The organism is Paraburkholderia sp. BL10I2N1, assembly GCF_004361815.1.
Lineage (GTDB): Bacteria > Pseudomonadota > Gammaproteobacteria > Burkholderiales > Burkholderiaceae > Paraburkholderia.
In genome coordinates, this window is sequence record NZ_SNWA01000001.1 from 1,893,166 (window position 1) to 1,912,839 (window position 19,674).

Annotated in this window: 17 protein-coding genes; 6 read left to right on the top strand and 11 right to left on the bottom strand. The window is 63.8% G+C overall.

Going from position 1 to position 19,674, the window contains the following annotated elements; genetic code table 11:
• Window positions 1-204: 204 nt before the first annotated feature.
• The 4 genes from B0G77_RS08840 to rsmA all read left to right on the top strand — a co-directional run bounded on the left by B0G77_RS08840 (window position 205) and on the right by rsmA (window position 5,895).
• Window positions 205-2,571 (top strand): LPS-assembly protein LptD, encoded by a 2,367-nt coding sequence (locus B0G77_RS08840; protein WP_133661798.1) that lies wholly within the window; start codon window positions 205-207, stop codon window positions 2,569-2,571.
• A gap of 67 nt (window positions 2,572-2,638) precedes the next feature.
• On the top strand, window positions 2,639-4,003 hold the full coding sequence (locus tag B0G77_RS08845; protein ID WP_208116409.1) for a peptidylprolyl isomerase: 1,365 nt from the start codon (window positions 2,639-2,641) through the stop codon (window positions 4,001-4,003).
• Window positions 4,004-4,009: 6 nt separating this feature from the next.
• Entirely contained in the window at window positions 4,010-5,014 is a 1,005-nt protein-coding gene (gene pdxA / locus B0G77_RS08850; RefSeq protein ID WP_133661800.1) for a 4-hydroxythreonine-4-phosphate dehydrogenase PdxA, read from the top strand.
• A 20-nt stretch (window positions 5,015-5,034) separates the two neighbouring features.
• Complete coding sequence (rsmA, locus tag B0G77_RS08855; protein WP_133661801.1) at window positions 5,035-5,895, top strand: 16S rRNA (adenine(1518)-N(6)/adenine(1519)-N(6))-dimethyltransferase RsmA; 861 nt, start codon at window positions 5,035-5,037, stop codon at window positions 5,893-5,895.
• An 84-nt stretch (window positions 5,896-5,979) separates the two neighbouring features.
• On the opposite strand, the gene B0G77_RS08860 is transcribed toward rsmA, so the two are convergent.
• Entirely contained in the window at window positions 5,980-6,924 is a 945-nt protein-coding gene (locus B0G77_RS08860) for a DMT family transporter (protein ID WP_133661802.1), read from the bottom strand.
• A gap of 335 nt (window positions 6,925-7,259) precedes the next feature.
• Here B0G77_RS08860 and B0G77_RS08865 point away from each other — a divergent pair, with 335 nt between their 5' ends.
• Both B0G77_RS08865 and gloA read left to right on the top strand, forming a co-directional pair.
• Window positions 7,260-8,378, top strand: a complete 1,119-nt coding sequence (locus B0G77_RS08865; RefSeq protein WP_133661803.1) for a porin — start codon at window positions 7,260-7,262, stop codon at window positions 8,376-8,378.
• A gap of 99 nt (window positions 8,379-8,477) precedes the next feature.
• Complete coding sequence (gene gloA, locus B0G77_RS08870; RefSeq protein ID WP_133661804.1) at window positions 8,478-8,864, top strand: lactoylglutathione lyase; 387 nt, start codon at window positions 8,478-8,480, stop codon at window positions 8,862-8,864.
• 88 nt (window positions 8,865-8,952) lie between these two features.
• On the opposite strand, the gene B0G77_RS08875 is transcribed toward gloA, so the two are convergent.
• From B0G77_RS08875 to B0G77_RS08920, 10 genes are all read right to left on the bottom strand, one after another.
• Window positions 8,953-9,852 carry a SprT family zinc-dependent metalloprotease gene (locus B0G77_RS08875; protein ID WP_133661805.1) on the bottom strand — a complete coding sequence of 300 codons (900 nt, stop codon included), beginning with the start codon at window positions 9,850-9,852 and terminating at the stop codon, window positions 8,953-8,955.
• Between the two features lie 41 nt (window positions 9,853-9,893).
• A complete protein-coding gene (locus tag B0G77_RS08880; RefSeq protein ID WP_133661806.1) occupies window positions 9,894-10,652 on the bottom strand; it encodes a lysophospholipid acyltransferase family protein in 759 nt (252 codons plus the stop codon).
• A 39-nt stretch (window positions 10,653-10,691) separates the two neighbouring features.
• Entirely contained in the window at window positions 10,692-11,252 is a 561-nt protein-coding gene (gmhB, locus tag B0G77_RS08885; RefSeq protein WP_133661807.1) for a D-glycero-beta-D-manno-heptose 1,7-bisphosphate 7-phosphatase, read from the bottom strand.
• Window positions 11,253-11,262: 10 nt separating this feature from the next.
• Window positions 11,263-13,359, bottom strand: a complete 2,097-nt coding sequence (gene glyS / locus B0G77_RS08890; protein ID WP_133661808.1) for a glycine--tRNA ligase subunit beta — start codon at window positions 13,357-13,359, stop codon at window positions 11,263-11,265.
• Between the two features lie 15 nt (window positions 13,360-13,374).
• Window positions 13,375-14,382, bottom strand: coding sequence for a glycine--tRNA ligase subunit alpha (gene glyQ, locus B0G77_RS08895; protein ID WP_133661809.1), 1,008 nt, complete (start codon window positions 14,380-14,382; stop codon window positions 13,375-13,377).
• A 154-nt stretch (window positions 14,383-14,536) separates the two neighbouring features.
• Window positions 14,537-16,222, bottom strand: a complete 1,686-nt coding sequence (lnt, locus tag B0G77_RS08900; RefSeq protein ID WP_133661810.1) for an apolipoprotein N-acyltransferase — start codon at window positions 16,220-16,222, stop codon at window positions 14,537-14,539.
• A gap of 33 nt (window positions 16,223-16,255) precedes the next feature.
• Window positions 16,256-17,149 (bottom strand): transporter associated domain-containing protein, encoded by an 894-nt coding sequence (locus B0G77_RS08905; protein ID WP_133661811.1) that lies wholly within the window; start codon window positions 17,147-17,149, stop codon window positions 16,256-16,258.
• Between the two features lie 284 nt (window positions 17,150-17,433).
• Window positions 17,434-18,099 (bottom strand): gamma-glutamylcyclotransferase, encoded by a 666-nt coding sequence (locus tag B0G77_RS08910; RefSeq protein ID WP_133661812.1) that lies wholly within the window; start codon window positions 18,097-18,099, stop codon window positions 17,434-17,436.
• Window positions 18,100-18,127: 28 nt separating this feature from the next.
• On the bottom strand, window positions 18,128-18,586 hold the full coding sequence (gene ybeY / locus B0G77_RS08915; protein WP_133661813.1) for an rRNA maturation RNase YbeY: 459 nt from the start codon (window positions 18,584-18,586) through the stop codon (window positions 18,128-18,130).
• Window positions 18,587-18,608: 22 nt separating this feature from the next.
• Complete coding sequence (locus tag B0G77_RS08920; protein ID WP_133661814.1) at window positions 18,609-19,667, bottom strand: PhoH family protein; 1,059 nt, start codon at window positions 19,665-19,667, stop codon at window positions 18,609-18,611.
• Window positions 19,668-19,674 lie beyond the last annotated feature (7 nt).

Sequence of the window (19,674 nt, forward strand, 5' to 3'; positions counted from 1 at the left end):
TTGGGGGCAACGTCTTGCCATATAATACCCCACGACTTTTTTGACGCGACCCGCGCCCGCTTTCACACGTCCCGTCTGACCGCCCGCCTTATTGATCGACAGATTGCAGTTTTTTGCGTGTACCCCGGTTGTCGCAGCCCGGTTGCGCAGGCAGCGGACTGTGATGAAGAAGGCCGGCGGCCGGGTCGATTCGCCAAACGATACATGCCGCTAAGACAGCTTTCCCAAACGACTCCTTCTTGCGACGGCGTGCCGCGCAAAAGGCGGCTCGTCGCGGCCTTGATCGCCGTGCCGGGCCTGATGCCCGCGTTGACGCACGCCCAGTTGGTGGGCGAGGCGGCGCAGGCGCAACCGGTCGATGTGCCGTGGGGCCTGCGGCTCGCCCCCCAACTCGAAGAGCGCCCGCTGCAGAGCGGTCAGCGGCCCGCGACGTTCGTGCTCGGCGATACCGTGACCGCCACCGGCGACCAGGACATGGCCGCCAAGGGCTCTGCCGAAGTGCGGCGCAATACGGCGGTCATCAAGGCCGACGCGCTGCATTACGAGCAGGACACCGACATGGCCGACGCGTACGGCCAGGTGCGCGTGATCAGCAACGGCGTTCTGTTCGCCGGCCCCGAGGCGCATCTGAGGGTCGAAGCAAGCGAAGGCTACATGCCGGCGCCGAAGTATCACTTCAACGTGACGGGCGGCTCGGGCAGCGCAGAGCGGGTCGATATGCTCGACAGCGAGCGCTCGATCTTTACCAACGGCACGTATACCGCGTGCCAGTGCGCGACCGATCCGGCGTGGTACATCAAGGGCTCCGAATTCAGCTTCGATACAGGTGCTGACGAAGGTGTCGCGCACAATGGCGTGCTGTTTTTCCAGGGTGTGCCGATCTTCGCGAGCCCCTGGCTGTCGTTCCCGCTCTCGGGCGAGCGACGCAGCGGCTTTCTGCCGCCGACGTTTTCGGTGAGTTCGACCAACGGTTTCGAACTGGCGGTTCCGTACTACTTCAACATCGCGCCGAACCGCGATCTGACGTTGACGCCGCAGGTCATCTCGAAGCGCGGGCTGTTTACGGAAGCGACGTTCCGTTATCTGTCGCCGACCTATACCGGCACGATTACGGGCCAGTTTCTGCCGAACGACGCGATCACGAAGACGAATCGCTACGCGATTTACCTGCAGCACAGTCAGAACTTCGGTAACGGGTTCGGCGGGTACATCTATTACAACAAGGTTTCGGATAACACCTATCCTGGAGACCTGGGGTCGACCGCCAACCAGTTCGTCAACGGCACGCAGCTGCTCTACCAGCAGGAAGCCGGGCTGACGTACAACAACGGTCCGTGGTCGGTGCTCACCCGCGTGCAGCACTGGCAGACGCTCGAGCCTTCGACGCCGCCGTACGCCCGCGAACCGCAGTTGAACGTGAAATACGCGAAGTACAACGTCGGCGGTTTCGACTTCGGTGCGGAAACGGACTACACCCGTTTCACCATTACCCAGGCCGACGCGACCGAAGGTCAGCGTTTCGTCTTCAATCCGTACCTGTCGTATTCGCTCGTCGGACCGGGTTACTTCGTCACGCCGAAGGTGCAATGGCACTTTGCGTCGTACGACCTGGACCATATTTCGTCGACGGCGCCGATCGGTCAGCCGAAGAATTTCACCGAGTCGATTCCGACATTCAGTTTCGACAGCGGCCTGATCTTCGAACGTTCGGTCCGACTCTTCGGCGATGATTTCATCCAGACCCTCGAGCCAAGGCTCTATTACGTCTACACGCCGTTTCGCAATCAGGACTTTGCGCCGCTGTTCGATACCGCGGAGTCGGACTTCGGGCTGGCGGAAATCTTCAGTCCGAACACGTTCGTCGGCAACGACCGGATCGCCGACGCGAACCGCATTACCGCGGCACTCACCACGCGCTTCATCAATCCGGCCACCGGCGACGAACGCGCGCGCTTCGTCATCGCACAGCAGTATTTCTTTCAGGACCAGCGCGTCACGCTGTTACCTGGGCAAGCCAATGCGCAGGCGACTCACTCGGACCTGATCGCCGGTGCATCGGTGAAGCTCGGCGCCGGTTTCGCGTCGGAAACTGCGTTCCAATATAATGCGGACAACAATCAGCTGACGAAAGCCAGCGTGGGCTTCGGCTTCAGTCCGGCGACGGGCAAGGTGATCAACGTCGCGTATCGTTACACGCGCTCGAACACGACGCTGACGTTCGAGCCGATCAACCAGATCCTGATCTCGGGGCAGTGGCCGCTGGGGCATCGGGTGTATAGCGTGGCGCGCCTGAACTATGACGTGAGCGGGCATCGCCTGGTCGACGGTCTGCTCGGGCTGCAATACGATGCCGACTGCTGGACGCTCGGTGTCGGACTGCAGCGCTACGCCAACGGAGCCAACTCGTCAGGCAGCCCGACGTCGAGTTCGCGGATCCTCGCCCAGCTGACGCTCAAGGGGCTTTCGAGTGTCGACAACGGGCTCATCGCCGCGTTCCGCGCCGGCATACCGGGCTACACGCCGTTGCCGGCCGCGCCGCCGCCGCAGTCGCGTTTCACCAATTACGAATGACCGTCGCCCGATGATTAACAAAATGCGAAAAGACGGGCCAGGCGCGCCCGACCTCAATGGAGTATCTGTGGCAATCATGAAAAAGCTTCGCTTGGCAACGCTCGTGGCAGGTCTTGCTGCCGCCGCGTCCTTTCTGCAGGTTGCGCCCGCTCAGGCACAGGCCCTGGGCGGCGGCAGCAGCCAGACGGTCGATACCATTGCAGCCGTGGTGAACAACGGGGTCATCACGCAACGCGAACTCGATCAGCGCGTCGGGATGATCTCGCATCGCCTGACCCAACAGAACGCGCCTATTCCGCCGGTGGACCAGCTTCGCCAGCAGGTGCTGAACCAGATGGTGCTGGAGCGCATCCAGCTGCAAAAAGCGAAAGAAGATGGCATCACCGTCGACGACGCCACCTTGCAAAGGACGCTGGAACGCCTCGCCCAGTCGAACAACATGACGCTCGACGTCTACCGCTCGCGGATCGAGGCTCAGGGCGTGCCCTGGTCCGTGTTCACGAACGATGCGCGCACTGAGTTGACCTTGTCGCGTCTGCGCGAGAAGGAAGTGGACAGCAAGGTGACAGTGAACGACGCCGAAGTCGCGAACTACATCGCGAGCCAGCGCGGACCGAACGCCGGGGTGACGAGCGACCTGCACTTCGAACACATCCTGCTGAAGGCGCCGCTCAACGCTGCGCAGACGGACATCGAGGCCGCCCAGCAAAAAGCCGACTCCCTTCTTAAGGAAGCGACGGGAGGGGCGAATTTCGAAAAGCTCGCGAAGGCGAATTCGCAGGCAGCCGATGCATCCAAAGGCGGCGACATGGGCTTCCAGGCGCAATCGAAGCTGCCGCCCGAGTTCGTGACGGCGGCGGCGACGCTGCGTCCGGGCCAGGTGAATCCGTCGGTGATCCGCACGAATGACGGTTTCGAGATCGTCCGTCTCGTCGAGCGCCGCAGCGGCCAGAGCGCAACTTCGGCTGATGCGCCGAAGCTCGTGCAGACGCACGTGCGCCACATCCTGCTGCGCGTCGGCGACGGCATGTCTGAACCGGCTGCGCGCGAGAAGCTGCTCGAAATCAAGCGCGAGGTGCTGGCCGGCGGCGACTTCGGCAAGTTTGCCCGCACCTACTCGCAGGACGGTTCGTCGTCGCAGGGCGGCGACCTCGGCTGGATCAGCCCGGGTGAGACCGTGCCCGAATTCGAGCGCGCCATGAACGCGCTGCAGGACAACCAGATCAGCGAACCGGTGCGCAGCGAGTACGGCTACCACCTGATCCAGGTGCTCGGCCGCCGCGACGCCGAAGGTTCGATTTCACAGCAGATGGATCTCGCGCGTCAGGCGATCGGTCAGCGCAAGGCCGAACAGGCCTACGCCGACTGGCTGCGGCAGTTGCGCGACACGGCCTACATCGACTACAAGCTCGGCACGCCTGTCGTGCAATAACCGATCATGAATCCTACCGCCCGCCCGCAAGGTGTACCGCTGCAGATTGCCATCACGACCGGCGAACCCGCTGGGGTCGGCCCGGAACTGACGGCACAGGCGCTGGCGGGCGCGGCGGCGCATTGGCCCGACGCGCAGTTCACGGTGCTGGGCGATGCGGACCTGCTCGCCGGGCGGGCGAGGGCCGTCGCCGTCGACTGGGCGCACCTTCCCAAAGACCGCGTGCGCATGCAGCACGTGCCGCTCGGTGTGCCCTCGCAGGCGGGGCGGCTCGACGCAGCGAATGGCCGCTACGTGCTGACGCTGCTCGACGAGGCGATCGACGGCGCAGTATCAGGTGCGTTCGACGCCATCGTTACTGCGCCCCTGCAAAAAAGCACGATCAACGACGCGGGTGTTCCGTTCACCGGTCACACCGAATATCTGGCGGAGCGTACGCATACGCCGCGCGTCGTGATGATGCTGGCCGGCAGCGGCCCGCGGCCGCTGCGTGTGGCGCTTGCGACGACCCATCTGCCGCTGAAGGACGTTTCGGCGGCGCTGACGATCGACGGCCTTGTCGAAACGCTGCGCATCATCGATCACGATCTGCGTCATCACTTCGGCCTGCCGGCGCCGCGTATTCTTGTCACCGGCCTCAATCCCCATGCCGGTGAAAACGGCTATCTGGGTCGTGAGGAAATCGACGTCATTACGCCTGCGCTCAAAGAGGCGAACGGGCAGGGCATCGATGCGCGCGGCCCGTATCCAGCCGATACGCTGTTCCAGCCGCGTTATCTGAAAGACGCCGACTGCGTGCTCGCGATGTTCCACGACCAGGGGCTGCCGGTCCTGAAATATGCAACCTTCGGCGAAGGCATCAACATTACGCTCGGACTGCCGATCATCCGTACTTCGGTCGACCACGGCACCGCGCTCGATCTCGCGGGCACTGGCCGCGCCGACTCGGGCAGCCTGATCGCCGCTATCGACACCGCCGTTTCGATGGCGCGCCATCGTCGCGCGACCTGAATCTTTTTTATTGTCTTTCGATGTCTAACAGCTCCAGCAGCCGGCAGCACCAGGGCCATTTCGCGCGCAAGCGGTTCGGACAGAATTTTCTGGTCGACATGGGTGTGATCGATTCGATCGTCGATGTGATCCGTCCGCAGCGCGGCGAACGCATGGTCGAGATCGGGCCGGGCCTCGGCGCGCTCACCGGGCCGCTGATCGAGCGTCTCGCGACACCCGACGCGCCGCTGCACGCAGTCGAACTCGACCGCGACCTGATTGTGCGTCTCACGAAGCAGTTCGGTGAACTGCTCGAACTGCACGCGGGCGACGCGCTCGCCTTCGACTTCGGCTCGCTCGCCGCGCCCGGCGACAAGCCGTCGCTGCGAATCGTCGGCAATCTGCCGTACAACATTTCGAGCCCGCTGCTGTTCCACCTCACGACGTTCGCACCTGTCGTGATCGACCAGCATTTCATGCTTCAGGATGAAGTGGTCGAGCGGATGGTGGCCGAACCTGGCAGCAAGGCATTCGGCCGGCTCTCTGTGATGCTGCAGTACCGCTACGTGATCGACAAATTGCTCGACGTGCCGCCCGAATCTTTCCAGCCGCCGCCGAAGGTGAATTCGGCGATCGTGCGCATGATTCCGTACGCGCCGCATGAGCTTGCCGATGTCGATGTGCGTGTCCTCGGCGAGGTCGTGACCGCCGCGTTTTCGCAGCGTCGCAAGATGTTGCGCAACACGCTGTCCGCATATCGCGATACGGTCGACTTCGAGGCGCTCGGATTCGATCTGCAGCGCCGCGCGGAAGACGTGCCGGTCGACGAGTACGTGCGGGTTGCGCAAGCCGTGGTGGCTGCATCTTCATCCGCCAGCCCCGGCGCAGACGCGGCAGGCTAGCTGGCGAGGCCAGCCTGCGACCAGGGGTCGCGAGGCCGCACCAGGTGTCGCTGGCTCCGGGCCAGGCGTTCGCAGCATGGGTTGTCAGGCTCGTACTTCGCTTCGTCGGGCCGGCGCATTGACGAGCGCGATGCCGGCCAGCACGAGCCCGGCCGCCATCAGAAACCGCAGGCTGAACGACTCGCCAAGCAGCAGTACACCAAATGTCACCCCGAAGAGCGGCGTCAGAAACGAGAAGACCGACAGTCTCGATGCCATGTAACGCGTCAACAGCCAGAACCAGATCAGATAGCTGACAAACGCGACCACCACCGCCTGATACGCGAGACTCACCACGGCGAGCGGCGTGACCACCTCGACTCGCACCTGCCCGAGCAGCGCCGCGAGCGCCAGCAACACTACCGCAGATACCGCCAGCTGATAAAACAGCGTCTTGCTCGCGCTCGATTGTGCAAGGCGCGTCGAACGCACGACGACAGTCGTGGCGGCCCACGCGATCCCGCCCAGCACACCGAGCGCGTCGCCCGCGATGCCTGTCAGCATCGACTGGTGACTTGCTCCACTGGCGCGCGTAAAGCCGTCCGCGAACGCGAGCGCCATGCCGCTGAAGGCGACGAGCACGCCGATCCATTGTGTGCGCCGTATGTGCTCGCCTTCGACGAACCAGTGCAGTCCGAGTGCGGTGAAGCACGGCGCGGTGTACAGGAAGATGGCCATGCGCGATGCGCTGGTGAGCGTCAGGCCGAGAAAGATGCAGACAAACTCGCCGGCAAACAGGACGCCGGCCAGCAGACCCGCGCCGAGCGTGCCGTCGTTGCGAAACAGTGGCGTGCCACGCAGGCCTGCCCAGCCGTACACGAGCAGCGCGGCAATCGCTGAGCGTAGCCCCGCCTGAAAGACCGGTGCAAGTGCGGCGTTGGTGCTTTTGATGGCGACCTGCTGCAGGCCCCAGATTGCGCACAGCACGATCATCAGGACGATAGCAAAGGTATCGGGCGCACGACGTGCGGACAGGGTGGCGGTACTCATGGCGTTACCGCGAGCGAACAGAACGATGGGCGCACTGTAAGGGTTCGACAGGAACTGTTGTGAGTGAGGCCCATACCATATCAAAACGCCGCAGCCGTGGCGATGACTCCGGCTGCGACGGGTGCCCATTGTGAGGGTCGGCTGGACCGCAGGACTCTGAAGTCCTATGCGTACTGGATATGCATTCACACCACACCGCGCTTGCGAACGCGTGACGCCGCGAGCACTGGCGCGCCATAATCCCCGCTGCACGAGATGTTGGAACGGAATCGCCATGGCAACGCAACGGCTGCGCCGCAACGCGACAGGCTCGCGGCTCGCTACCAGGAGACTGTATGACGACGTCGAGCAGGTGGAGAGTTGCAGCATGGCTGCCCATCGCGCTGGTCTGCCAGACAGTGCGCGCGCAGTCGAGTGTCACGTTGTATGGGATTGTCGACGAAAGCATTCGCTACATGACCAACGTCAATCAGGCCGGCGATTCGAAAGTGGGCCTGGGCGTCGGCGGGATAAGCCAGAGCCGGTGGGGCCTGAAAGGCGTCGAGGATCTCGGCGGTGGCTGGTCCACCTTCTTCAAGCTCGAAAACCGCTTCTTCGTCAACACAGGCCAGAGCGATCCGACGCTGCCGTTCTTCAACGAGGCGCAGGTCGGCGTGCGTTCCACGACGTACGGCCAGATCATCATGGGGCGCCAGGTCAACGTGATGATCGAAGGGATCACGGTCGGCGGCTATGGCAGCAACCCGTGGATTCCCTACGATTTCAGCTTCCAGCCTGAAGTGACGATGTCGGGCGGCATCTGGACCAGCAATCAGGTGCAGTATCAGGCGCGTGCGCACGACTTCCTGTTCTCGGCGGGCTACGCGTTCGGTGGTGTGGCCGGCCACATGTCATACGGCAGCCAGTACGGCGCGGCGGCCGCCTATGCACCCGCCGGCGGCCCGATCAACGTGGGCGGCGCGTATCAGGTGTCGAGAGACTCGATCAACGGCAGCAGCGCGAAGGCGTGGACGATCGGCGGCTCCTATACATGGGCGAGGACGCGTTTCGCAGTCGGCTATATCGTCAATCAGAACGATGCCGCATTCTCGACTTTCGCCAATGGTCCCTTCACGGCGCCCGTTCTGGCGGCGCTCAAGTACACCGACTTTTCGCGGCGCAGGATGATCATGGGCGGCATCACCCAGGCGCTCGACAATACCTGGCATTTCGCCGCGAACGTCTGGCGCACACTGCAGGACGGCAAGACGCCCGCGCAGGACGGTTCCGCCTGGCAGTACCAGCTGGTGGCCGATTACAGTCTGTCGAAACGCACCGATGTTTACCTCGAAGGCGACTGGTCGAAGTACGACGGGGGCTTGATCGGCGCGCAGTTGCAGGGCGTCAACAGCATCGGGCTCGCGCAGAAAAGCACGCAACCGGGTGTGATGGCCGGGCTGCGGCATCAGTTTTGAGACGACGCGACGCTCGCCCGGAAATGGCCCTGCTTCCTGCACAGGCATGGGATTCCGGGTACATTTACGTCCTCGACTTCAAGCAACAGGGAGTACACCATGCGCCTGCTACACACCATGCTCCGGGTTGGCAACCTGGACCGTTCGATCGCCTTCTACACGGAGCTGCTTGGCATGAAAGTACTGCGCCGCGACGACTTTCCGGATGGCAGGTTCACGCTGGCATTCGTCGGCTACACCGACGAGCGCGACGGCACCGTGATCGAACTCACGCACAACTGGGACACGGAATCGTACGATCTCGGCACAGGCTTCGGCCATCTGGCGATCGAAGTCGATGACGCCTATGCAGCCTGCGAAAGAATCAAGACGCAGGGCGGCAACGTGGTTCGGGAAGCTGGTCCGATGAAACACGGCACGACCGTGATCGCGTTTGTCACCGACCCGGATGGCTACAAGATCGAATTCATCCAGAAGAAGAAATAAGGCCTGTCTGAAGGGCTTTTCTGAAGACCTCGCCAGCGGTCTTCGTTCAGCGCGGTGGACGATGTCTTCGTCGCCGCGCACCCAGGCATCAAAGCGTCGGCAGCAATTCCGGCGGATGATGTTTGAGCGTCTGCCGCGCCTCGCGGAATTCCGGAAAGATCGATTCGACCGTCTCCCAGAAACGTGGACTGTGGTTCATTTCTCGCAGATGTGCGAGTTCGTGAGCGACCACGTAGTCGATGATGGACAGCGGAAAATGAATCAGCCGCCAGTTCAGACGGATCTTGCCGTCGCTTGAACAACTGCCCCAACGCGTCGCCGCCGACGACAGCGCATACGCGCGATAGCTGACCCCCAGCTTCTCAGCATAGATCGTGAGCCGCTCGCCGAAAATGCGCGTCGCTTCGCCCTGCAACCAGCCCTGCACGCGATCCTTGATCTGCTGGGGATCGGCGTGCGGCGGCAGGGGCAATGCGAGCGCCGCGCGCGCTGCATCGAACGTCAGCGCGCGGTGCGACGCGGCCAGCATCACGCTGACAGGACGGCCAAGATACGGCACCTGCGCGCCATCTTTCCAGTCGATGCGCGGCAACGCGCGCTGCTCGACGCGGTTCTGCCATTCGTTGAGCTTCGTGAAAATCCAGCGCTGCTTTTCCGTGATCGCGGTTTCAATGTCCGCAAGCGTGACCCATCGCGGAGCAGTAATCGTGAGGCCGGTGCTGTCGATGGCAAAACCGATCGAACGACGTGCCGAGCGTTTCAGAACATAGTGCAGCGTCTGCGAACCGAGCGTGAGGCTGCGCAGCTTCGTGCCGTCCGGTGCGCGAAGCGCGTCCGGCTTCGGTGGCGAAGGCGTTGAAGGTGTTGAAGAGGGCGATACGGGGGACGAGGAGGGCGGCGTAGGGACAGCCGGCTCGGCGAAGAGCGGCAGATCGAGTTGCCGGCTATCGAGCGCCGCAGCGGGCTGCGGCGTGGGAGACTTCTGCATCGGATTCGGCTTCGCGCAATACGCCGCGTGCGGCGTGCGCGTCAGATTCGGGCAGTGGCAGGCGTGCTTTCCGCCGCACGGTACGCGGCAGGGTCGATGCGGCGCATTTCTGCTTCGATCCACGTTTCGACGCGCGTGTTCACTTCATCGGGCGTGAGCCCCTTCGTTTCGATCGGCTTGCCAATCGAAACTGTGACTATACCCGGATATTTGGTGAACGAGTTGCGCGGCCACACGCGCCCTGCGTTGTGCGCGATCGGTACGACCGGCGCGCCCGTTGCGATGGCGAAGCGCGCGCCGCCAGTCTTGTACTTGCCTTGCTTGCCGGTCGGCGTGCGCGTGCCCTCCGGGAACATGATGACCCACGCGCCTTCTTCCATGCGCGCCTTGCCCTGCTTCGTCACGGACTCGAATGCGTACTTGCCTTCCTTGCGGTCGATGTGAACCATCTTCAGCATGCCGAGCGCCCAGCCGAAGAAGGGCACATAGAGCAGTTCACGCTTGAACACATAGCAAAGGGGGCGCGGCATCAACGCCGGAAACGCGAGCGTCTCCCACGCCGACTGATGCTTCGACAGCAGCACCGCGGGCCCCTCGGGCAGATTCTCCCGGCCTTCGACCCGGTAGCGGATGCCGTTCAACCAGCGCACGACCGTGAGCGTCGCGCGGCACCAGCCGGCCGCCATCCAGTACCGGCTATCGGCTTTCATGAACGGGAACGCGACAAAGCACGCGATTGCGTACGGCACCGTGAAGACGACGAAGTAGATCAGCAGCAACAGTGATCGAAGGAAGCGCATTGGGGGTGGTCGTTCAAAAAAAGGAATGCGCTGGCCGCATCACTCGTGTTCTTCAGAAAGGAAATCCAGCGCGAAGGCGCGCAGGTCCGCATGCACCTGCGTGCCCTCGGGCAGGCCGCCGGCGGCGAGCGTCTTCCGGCCTTTGCCGGTCAGCACGAGGTGGGGGATAAAGCCAAGCACAGCGCCTGCCTGCAGATCGCGCAGCGAATCGCCGACGACCGGCGTTTCCGCCGGATCGATCTCGAACCGTTCAGCGATCATCTTCAGCATGCCGGGTCTCGGCTTGCGACATTCGCACTGGTCTTCCGATGTGTGCGGGCAGAAGAACACGGCATCGATTCGTCCGCCGACATGCGCCGCCATCTTGTGCATCTTCAGATGCATCGCGTTCAATGCGGCCATGTCGAAAAGACCACGACCGATGCCCGACTGGTTCGTGGCGACCGCCACGCGATAGCCCGCCTGGTTCAGGCGAGCGATCGCTTCGAGCGCACCGGGCAGGGCGACCCATTCGTCTGGCGATTTGATGTACGCGTCCGAATCGACGTTGATCACGCCGTCGCGGTCGAGGACCACGATCTTCCTATGGCTGGTCGGCATGGCGCGGTGCTCAGGCAGCAAGCCTGGAGATGTCGGCGACGCAGTTCATCTGCTGATGCAGCGCGCCGAGCAAGGCCAGACGGTTCGCACGCAACGCGGGATCTTCCGCGTTGACCATGACGTCATTGAAGAACGTATCGACCGGTTCGCGCAGCGCCGCGAGCGCGGTGAGCGCGCCCGTGTAGTTGCGTTCCGTGAGTTGCGATTGCACGCTCGGCGCGACCTGTTCCAGTTGCGCATAGAGTGCCTTCTCCGCCGGCTCGACGAATAGCGCAACCTCTACATTGCTTGCCGTCGCGCCGTCCGACTTCTTCAGGATGTTCGAGATCCGCTTGTTCGCCGCCGCGAGCGATGCCGCCTCGGTGAGCGCTGCGAATTCGCGAACGGCGTCCAGACGCGCGACGATGTCGTCGAGGCGCGTCGGGTTCAGGGCCAGCACGGCGTCGATTTCACCCACGGCGTAGCTGCGTTCGCGCAGCAGGCCACGCAGACGGTCCATACAGAATTCGTAGATCGCAGCCGTCGAATCCGCAACACTCGGCACCGAGGCGAACGTTGCGTACGCCACTTTCAGCAGTTCGACGAGGTCAACCGGCAACTGCTTCTCGACGAGGATACGCAGTACGCCCAGCGCATGGCGACGCAGTGCGAACGGATCTTTTTCGCCGCTCGGTTGCAGGCCGATGCCCCAGATACCGACGAGCGTCTCGAGCTTGTCGGCCAGCGCGACGGCCGTGCCAGTGGCAGTGGCCGGCAGCGCATCGCCGGAAAAGCGCGGCTGATAGTGCTCCGAGCAGGCGAGCGCCACTTCTTCCGGCTCGCCGTCGTGGCGCGCGTAGTACGTGCCCATCGTGCCTTGCAGTTCGGGGAATTCGCCGACCATGTCGGTAATCAGATCCGCCTTCGCCAGACGCGCGGCACGCTGGGCCAGCGCAACGTTGGCGCCCATCATCGCGGCGATCGCACCGGCTAGCGCTTCGACGCGTTCGGTGCGTTGCAGGGCCGAGCCCAGCTTGTTGTGATACACGACGTTTGCGAGCAGCGGCACGCGCTCGGCGAGCGGCTTCTTCTTGTCATGTTCGAAGAAGAACTTCGCATCGGCAAGACGTGGTCGCACGACGCGCTCATTGCCTTCGATGATGTCGCGTGGTGTCTTCGTCTCGATGTTCGACACGATCAGAAAGCGCGAGCGCAGCTTGCCGGCTTCGTCGGTGAGTGCGAAGTATTTCTGGTTGGTCTGCATCGTGAGGATCAGACACTCCTGCGGCACCTGCAGGAACTCGTCTTCGAAACGGCACGAGTAGACGACCGGCCATTCGACCAGCGACGTCACTTCATCCAGCAGGGCCTCGGGCATGACGACCTTGTCGCCATTGGCCTGTGCGAACAGATGCGTGCGGATCATTTCCTTGCGGTCGGCGAAATTCGCGATCACGTGACCCTTGTGCATCAGCGTCTCGGCGTACAAGTCGGCGTGCTGGATATTCACGAGGCCGTCCGACAGGAAACGATGGCCGAGCGTCGTATCGTCTGCGTCGATGCCGAGCGTCGTGATGGGCACGACCTGCTCGCCATGCAGTGCGGTCAGACGGTGCACCGGGCGCACGAACTGCACGCTGGTGCCGTCGGGGCGCTGGTACGTCATGGGCGTCGGGATCGGCAGTTTCGCTAGCGTCTCGTCGAGCGCTGCCTGCAGTCCTTCGGTCAGCGTCGCGCCGGGCGCCGCGTAGCGCAGGAAGAACGCTTCGGCCTTGCCGTCGGAGGCGCGTTCGAGGTCGCTCACCGAGAAATCGGGGAAGCCAAGCGCCGCGAGCTTCTTCGCGAGCGGTGCGGTGGGCTGGCCGTTCGCGTCGAGTGCCACCGACACCGGCAGCACTTTTTCGCGCACATGCTTTTCGGGCGCAACGGCGCGCACGTTCTTGATCACGATCGCGAGCCGGCGCGGCGTCGCATAACGCTCAAACGACGGCTCGCCATCGATCAGGTCGCGCGCCGCGAGGCGCTGGGCGACGCCCTCGGCGAACGCATCGCCCAGGCGCGCGAGCGCTTTCGGCGGCAGTTCCTCGGTCAGCAGTTCGACGAGCAGGGTGTGTTGGGGATGAGTCATGTGTTCGTGGTCTCGTCAGTCCTGGTCGATCTTGCGTTCGACTTTGAGCGGCGGTGCCCAGGCAGGCATTGCGGCGTCCTGTGCATCGGTCGTGAGGCCGGGCACGCCGTGCACTGGATTGCCGAGCATCGGGAAGCCGAGCTTCTCGCGCGAATCGTAGTAAGCCTGCGCGACAAGGCGCGACAGCGCGCGGATGCGGCCGATGTAGGCGGCGCGTTCGGTCACGGAGATCGCGCCGCGCGCATCGAGCAGGTTGAACGTGTGACCGGCCTTAAGCACCAGTTCATAGGCGGGCAGCGCGATCTGTGCTTCGATCATGCGCTTCGCTTCCGCTTCGTAGCTGTTGAAGAACGTGAATAGCAGATCGACGTTCGCCTGTTCGAAGTTGTACGTCGACTGTTCGACTTCGTTCTGGTGGTACACGTCGCCGTAGGTCAGGCGGCGCAGCTCCGGACCGTTCGGCCCTTGCTCTTCCCACTCGGTCCAGATGAGGTCGTAGACGTTCTCGACCTTTTGCAGATACATCGCGAGACGCTCGAGCCCGTAGGTGATTTCGCCGAGCACCGGCTTGCAGTCGAGGCCGCCGACCTGCTGGAAATACGTGAACTGCGTGACTTCCATGCCGTTCAGCCACACTTCCCAGCCAAGACCCCATGCGCCGAGGGTCGGGTTTTCCCAGTCGTCTTCGACGAAGCGCACATCGTTCTGCTTCAGGTCGAAGCCGAGCGCTTCGAGTGAGCCGAGGTACAGGTCGAGGATGTTTTCCGGCGCCGGCTTCAGTACGACCTGGTACTGGTAGTAGTGCTGCAGGCGGTTCGGATTCTCGCCATAGCGGCCGTCCTTCGGGCGCCGCGACGGTTGCACGTAGGCGGCGCGCCACGGCTCGGGACCAATGGCGCGCAGGAACGTATGAACGTGGGACGTGCCCGCGCCGACTTCCATGTCGATCGGCTGGAGCAGCGCGCAACCCTGCTTGTCCCAATAGGATTGCAGCGTCAGGATGATTTGCTGAAACGTGAGCATGAAGTGCCTTTCAGGCAGGAGGCCGCGCCGCAGGCGCCTGGACGCGCGGGGCAGCCGTGGAGCAAAGTGCTAAACGTTGGATTTTAACGGAAAGGGCGCGGGGTGCGTCCTTTTTGGGGGCAGGAATCGGCGGCGGCGGCCGGGCGGTATGAGGTTACTGACCGCCGTTCCTGCGTCGCGCTTCAGTGCGCGCTGGCGAAAACGCAAAACCAAACGCAAGCAGCAGCAGTGAAACCGCGAGCGCCGTATTGTTGCCGCTGACCAGATACGGCGTATTGCCCGACGTCCCCTGCACCGTGACGTCGAGCGAGCCGGTCGTGAAGGGCGGCAGGCGCCCGATCACGTTGCCTTGTGCGTCGATGGCGGCGGTCGTGCCGGTGTTCGTCGCGCGCAGCATCGGGCGGCCGGTTTCGAGGGAGCGCATGCGTGCGATTTGCAGGTGCTGATCGAGCGCGATCGTATCGCCAAACCAGGCCAGATTCGTCGTATTGACGAGCACGCCGGCTGGCGTGTCGCTCTCGCGTATGGTGCGGGCGATCTCTTCGCCGAAGATGTCTTCGTAGCAGATATCCACCGCAATCGGCTGGTTATGCACGAGGAACGTCTTCTGCACCGGCCCGCCCCGTGCGAAGTCGCCGAGCGGAATATTCATCAGGTTGACGAACCAGCGGAATCCCCAGGGCACGAACTCGCCGAACGGCACCAGATGATGCTTGTCGTAGCGGAATACGTCGCGCGAACCCGGTGTGACGCCGAACAGGCTGTTCGTATAGTCGACGACGTGGCCTTCCGGCGTGATCGTGCCACCGACGGCGCCGAACAGGATCGATGACCCGGTGGAATCGGCGAACTCACGAATGGCCACCGCGAACGATTGCGGGATTTGCTGCGCAAGGACGGGAATCGCGGTTTCCGGCGTGATGATCAGGTCGGCGGGCCTGGCGGTGATCATCTGCTGAAACTCGGAGATCGCCGCCATGACGCCTGCTTCTTCGAACTTCATGTCCTGTTTCACATTACCCTGCAGCAGACGCACCGTGAGCGGCGCGTTGGACGGCACCGTCCATTGAACGAGCGCCAGCAGCATGCCGGATACAAGCAGGATCACCGCGACTGCGGCAGGGGTGCCTGCGCGCAGAACGCGTCCGCTGTTTCGCTTGCCTTCGGATGCGACGGGCTCGCGCGCCTGTGCGAGCGCCTGAACGACCAGCGCAGCGACAAGCGCGACCATCCAGCCGACGCCGTAGACGCCCGCCACGGGCGCAAAGCCGGAGAGCGGGCCATCGACCTGGGCGTAACCGGTCGCAAGCCACGGAAAGCCTGTGAACACGGTGCCGCGCAGCCATTCGCCGATCGCCCAGGCGCTCGCGAACGCGAACGCGCCGTGCCATGTCGGCGAAAAAGGCTGGTCGCTGAGTTTGCCGTTGCTTGCGTGGCCGGCGCAAAACGACCACACGCCAGCCGCCAGCGCCGGATAGAGCGCGAGGTACAGCGAGAACAGCACGAGCGCGGCGCTTGCGAGCGGCGCCGCCATCCCGCCGTAGAAATGCATGCTGACGTACAGCCACCACACGCCGGTGACGAAATTGCCGAAGCCGAACGCGCCGCCTGTCAGCGCCGCGCTCTTCCAGCCGGTCGTGCGCGTGAGCCACGCAAACAGGAACACGAAGATCGCAAGCTGAAGCCAGCCGCCATGCGGTGTCGGTGCAAAGGAAAGCGTGTTCGCCGCGCCGGCAACCAGCGCAACGAGGTAGTGCCAGCGCGGCAGCGTGCGTCCGCCCGCTTCTGCGGGTGCGGACGTCACGCCACGGCGCAGACGGGAGGAGATCGGGTCGGCCATCGGTACGCGGTCGGCGGGAAAAGTGATAGGAAGTCAGGTCTGGACGTGCTGGGCGTCGCGCTCGCGCTGGCCCGCCATCGGATCGCGGCGCACGAGCAGCATGTGGATCTGCCGGGCGTCGCCGCGCAGGATCTCGAAAATCAGGTCGTCGATGCGCACCTTTTCGCCGCGATGCGGCACGCGCCCGAAATGATGCGTGATGAGGCCGCCGATCGTGTCGACTTCCTCGTCCGGGTAGTGCGTGCCGAACGCTTCGTTGAACTGCTCGATCTCGGTCAGCGCGCGCACGCGGTAGCGCCCGTCCGGCGACGCGATGATGTTGCCGCTTTCCTCGTCGAAATCGTATTCGTCCTCGATGTCGCCGACGATCTGTTCCAGCACATCTTCAATCGTGATGAGGCCCGCGACGCCGCCATATTCGTCGACGACGATCGCGATGTGATTGCGGTTCACGCGGAAGTCGTGCAGCAGCACGTTCAGGCGTTTCGATTCAGGAATGAACACGGCGGGGCGAAGCATGCCGCGCACGTCGAATTCTTCCTCGGCGTAATAACGCAACAGATCTTTCGCGAGCAGCACGCCGATGATGTTGTCGCGATTGCCTTCGTACACCGGATAGCGCGAGTGCTCCTTGTCCAGCACGTAAGGAATGAATTCGGCAGGGGTTTCCGCGATGTTGATCGCGTCCATCTGGGCGCGCGGGACCATGATGTCGCGCGCGCAAAGCTCAGAAACCTGGAACACGCCTTCGATCATCGACAGCGAGTCCGCATCGATCAGGTTGCGTTCGTGCGCGTCCTGCAGGATTTCGAGGAGTTCGCCGCGGGTGTCGGGCTCGGGCGAAATGAAGTCGGTCAGTCGCTCGAGGAGCGAGCGCTTTTCAGTTGGTTTGCCGGTTTGGCGTCGACTGGGATACGTGTCGTTCATGGTGGTGCGCCCGGCAAGACTGGGCGCGCTGTGGCAGAGCATTAAGGATACACCACGCACATGGCGGCTCCGTGTCCGGCCGCACCTGGTCGGTCAGGTGGCGTGGTTGCGGACGTCCGGACGGCACCGCTGGAAGCGGGCCCATGTGCGAGGCTGGCTACCATCCTATCGCAGATCGGATGGCGCGGGGTTTCCGGCCAAAAATGGGTGTGTTCACAGGTGCGCCAGCGGGCAGCGCGTGAGAGGGACGGTGAGTGTGCGCGCCGTGCGGGCCGCCGAGGGCCTCAGATGCCCCGTCGGCAGCGCTCGAGCAGCGCTTCCAGTGCGCGGTCCGGCATGCCGCTTTCACGCAGCGCGGCGACCGTGCGGCTCACGTAGTCGAGCGTCGTGCCGTAGCGGCCGCTCGCGCAGCCAAGCACGGCTTTCACGACCTCGTCGTGCAGCTTGCCGGTGTAGCTCGGCACATCGCGCCTCATCACGAACGCGAGCGCATCGACGCGGCGGCCGTCGGTGAGCACGCACGGCAGCCATGCGGGCCGGTACGAGCCCATCGCCATCTCGCGGCGCCAGAGCGCCTGCAGATGCGGCATCGCGCCATCGGCGGCGAGCCGGAACGCGATGCCGATGCACGAACCGCCGCGGTCGAGCGCAAGCACGAGACCGGGCTGTTCAGGCGTGCCGCGATTCACACGCGACCAAAGGTAAAGCCCGCGGTGATAGCCGTGCACCTTCGAGCGCATCGCTTCCAGCGTCGGCAGGCCGGGATTCCAGATGAGCGACCCATAACCAAAGAGCCACAGGTCGGTGGTCCGGTCCCACGAACGCAACGTGCATTCCAGCGACGCGTTCAGCTCCTCGTCCGTCAGAAGCCGCGATTCGCCGAGCGACGGCGGATAGTCGGGGCAGGGGGCGTAGCGGCGGTCGGCGGGGTCGGAACAGGGGGCGTTCACGGTCTGGTTCGGGGCGTATTGAGGCCGGTCAGTAAGGGTTCGGGAAGCCGAGTCTTGTCAGGATTTCCGTTTCGATGCCTTCCATTTCCTGCGCTTCTTCCTCGACCTCGTGATCGTAACCCTGCGCGTGCAGCGTGCCGTGGACCAGAAGATGCGCATAGTGGGCTTCGAGCGGCTTGCCCTGTTCGGCGGCTTCTTTCTCGACCACCGGACAGCACAGGATCAGATCGCCCGTTACCGGATCGTCCTCGGATTCGGCGTAGGCGAACGTGAGCACGTTGGTTGCGTAATCCTTGCCGCGATAAGTGCGGTTCAGCGTGCGCCCTTCTTCGGCATCGACGAAGCGTATCGTCAGTTCGGCATCCGCGAAGAGCGCGGCCTTGATCCAGCCGGCGACAGTCGCGCGCGGCAGGATCGCCTTGTGCCCGGGCCAGGCTTTCGAAGCCGGAAATTGCAGGTTCAGCGTCAGTTTGGGGGCGCGGCTCATGCGAATGCGTGGGTCGTTGGAACTAGCGGGCGTCGGACGGGGCTTCGTCCTTCTTCGAGTGGGCATCGTACGCCTCGACGATCCGCGCAACGAGCGGATGCCGCACGACGTCCACGCTGGTAAAGCGCGTGAGCGCAATGCCGCGCACGTTCGACAGCACCTGCTGCGCCTCGATCAGCCCGCTCTTGTGGCCGCGCGGCAGGTCGACCTGGGTCGTGTCGCCGGTCACCACGGCCTTCGAGCCGAAGCCAATCCGCGTGAGGAACATCTTCATCTGCTCGGGCGTGGTGTTCTGCGCCTCGTCGAGAATGATGAACGCGTGATTCAGTGTGCGGCCGCGCATGTACGCGAGCGGCGCGATTTCGATCATCTGGCGCTCAAACATCTTCGCGGTCTTGTCGAAACCGAGCAGGTCGTACAGGGCGTCATAGAGCGGGCGCAGATACGGATCGACCTTCTGCGCGAGATCGCCCGGCAGAAACCCCAGCCGCTCACCCGCTTCGACCGCGGGACGCGTCAGCACGATGCGCTTCACCTGGTCGCGCTCCAGTGCATCGACCGCGCAGGCGACGGCCAGATAGGTCTTGCCCGTGCCCGCCGGTCCGACGCCGAACGTCACGTCGTGCGACACGATCTGCTTCAGGTACTCGCGTTGCGCCGGCGTGCGGCCGCGCAGATCGGCGCGGCGCGTGTACAGCTTGGGACCGAGTTCTTCGAGATCTTCGTCGCCGGTGTCCGCCGGTTCGTCGAACGGGTGATCCGGGTCGTGACGAAAGCGCACATCGGCGTCGTTTGCGCCATTCCCACGAACCCGCGCCGGATGACGCGCTTCGACGAGCGCAAGCTGGATATCGTCGACAGACAGCGGCTCGCGCGCGCTGTTGTAGAAGTTCTCGAGTGCCGTGAGCGCGACTTTCGCGCCGCGTCCGCGAATGCTGATGCGATCGCCGCGGCGTTGCAGCGTGACGTCGAGCGCCTGCTCGATCTGCCTCAGGTTTTCGTCGAGCGGGCCGCAGAGGTTGGCAAGCCGCGCATTGTCTTCGCGCGGCGCGGTGAATTCCAGATGCTGGGTGGTCTTCAAGGCGGGG

What these genes read in the sequence shown, in the direction of transcription:
- B0G77_RS08880 (WP_133661806.1), bottom strand. Translation starts at nt 10,652, where the DNA reads ATGCGCTTCCTTCGATCACTGTTGCTGCTGATCTACTTCGTCGTCTTC.
- glyS (WP_133661808.1), bottom strand. Translation starts at nt 13,359, where the DNA reads ATGACTCATCCCCAACACACCCTGCTCGTCGAACTGCTGACCGAGGAA.
- pdxA (WP_133661800.1), top strand. Translation starts at nt 4,010, where the DNA reads ATGAATCCTACCGCCCGCCCGCAAGGTGTACCGCTGCAGATTGCCATC.
- rsmA (WP_133661801.1), top strand. Translation starts at nt 5,035, where the DNA reads ATGTCTAACAGCTCCAGCAGCCGGCAGCACCAGGGCCATTTCGCGCGC.
- B0G77_RS08905 (WP_133661811.1), bottom strand. Translation starts at nt 17,149, where the DNA reads ATGAACGACACGTATCCCAGTCGACGCCAAACCGGCAAACCAACTGAA.
- gloA (WP_133661804.1), top strand. Translation starts at nt 8,478, where the DNA reads ATGCGCCTGCTACACACCATGCTCCGGGTTGGCAACCTGGACCGTTCG.
- B0G77_RS08875 (WP_133661805.1), bottom strand. Translation starts at nt 9,852, where the DNA reads ATGCAGAAGTCTCCCACGCCGCAGCCCGCTGCGGCGCTCGATAGCCGG.
- ybeY (WP_133661813.1), bottom strand. Translation starts at nt 18,586, where the DNA reads ATGAGCCGCGCCCCCAAACTGACGCTGAACCTGCAATTTCCGGCTTCG.
- B0G77_RS08860 (WP_133661802.1), bottom strand. Translation starts at nt 6,924, where the DNA reads ATGAGTACCGCCACCCTGTCCGCACGTCGTGCGCCCGATACCTTTGCT.
- glyQ (WP_133661809.1), bottom strand. Translation starts at nt 14,382, where the DNA reads ATGCTCACGTTTCAGCAAATCATCCTGACGCTGCAATCCTATTGGGAC.
- gmhB (WP_133661807.1), bottom strand. Translation starts at nt 11,252, where the DNA reads ATGCCGACCAGCCATAGGAAGATCGTGGTCCTCGACCGCGACGGCGTG.
- lnt (WP_133661810.1), bottom strand. Translation starts at nt 16,222, where the DNA reads ATGGCCGACCCGATCTCCTCCCGTCTGCGCCGTGGCGTGACGTCCGCA.
- B0G77_RS08865 (WP_133661803.1), top strand. Translation starts at nt 7,260, where the DNA reads ATGACGACGTCGAGCAGGTGGAGAGTTGCAGCATGGCTGCCCATCGCG.
- B0G77_RS08840 (WP_133661798.1), top strand. Translation starts at nt 205, where the DNA reads ATGCCGCTAAGACAGCTTTCCCAAACGACTCCTTCTTGCGACGGCGTG.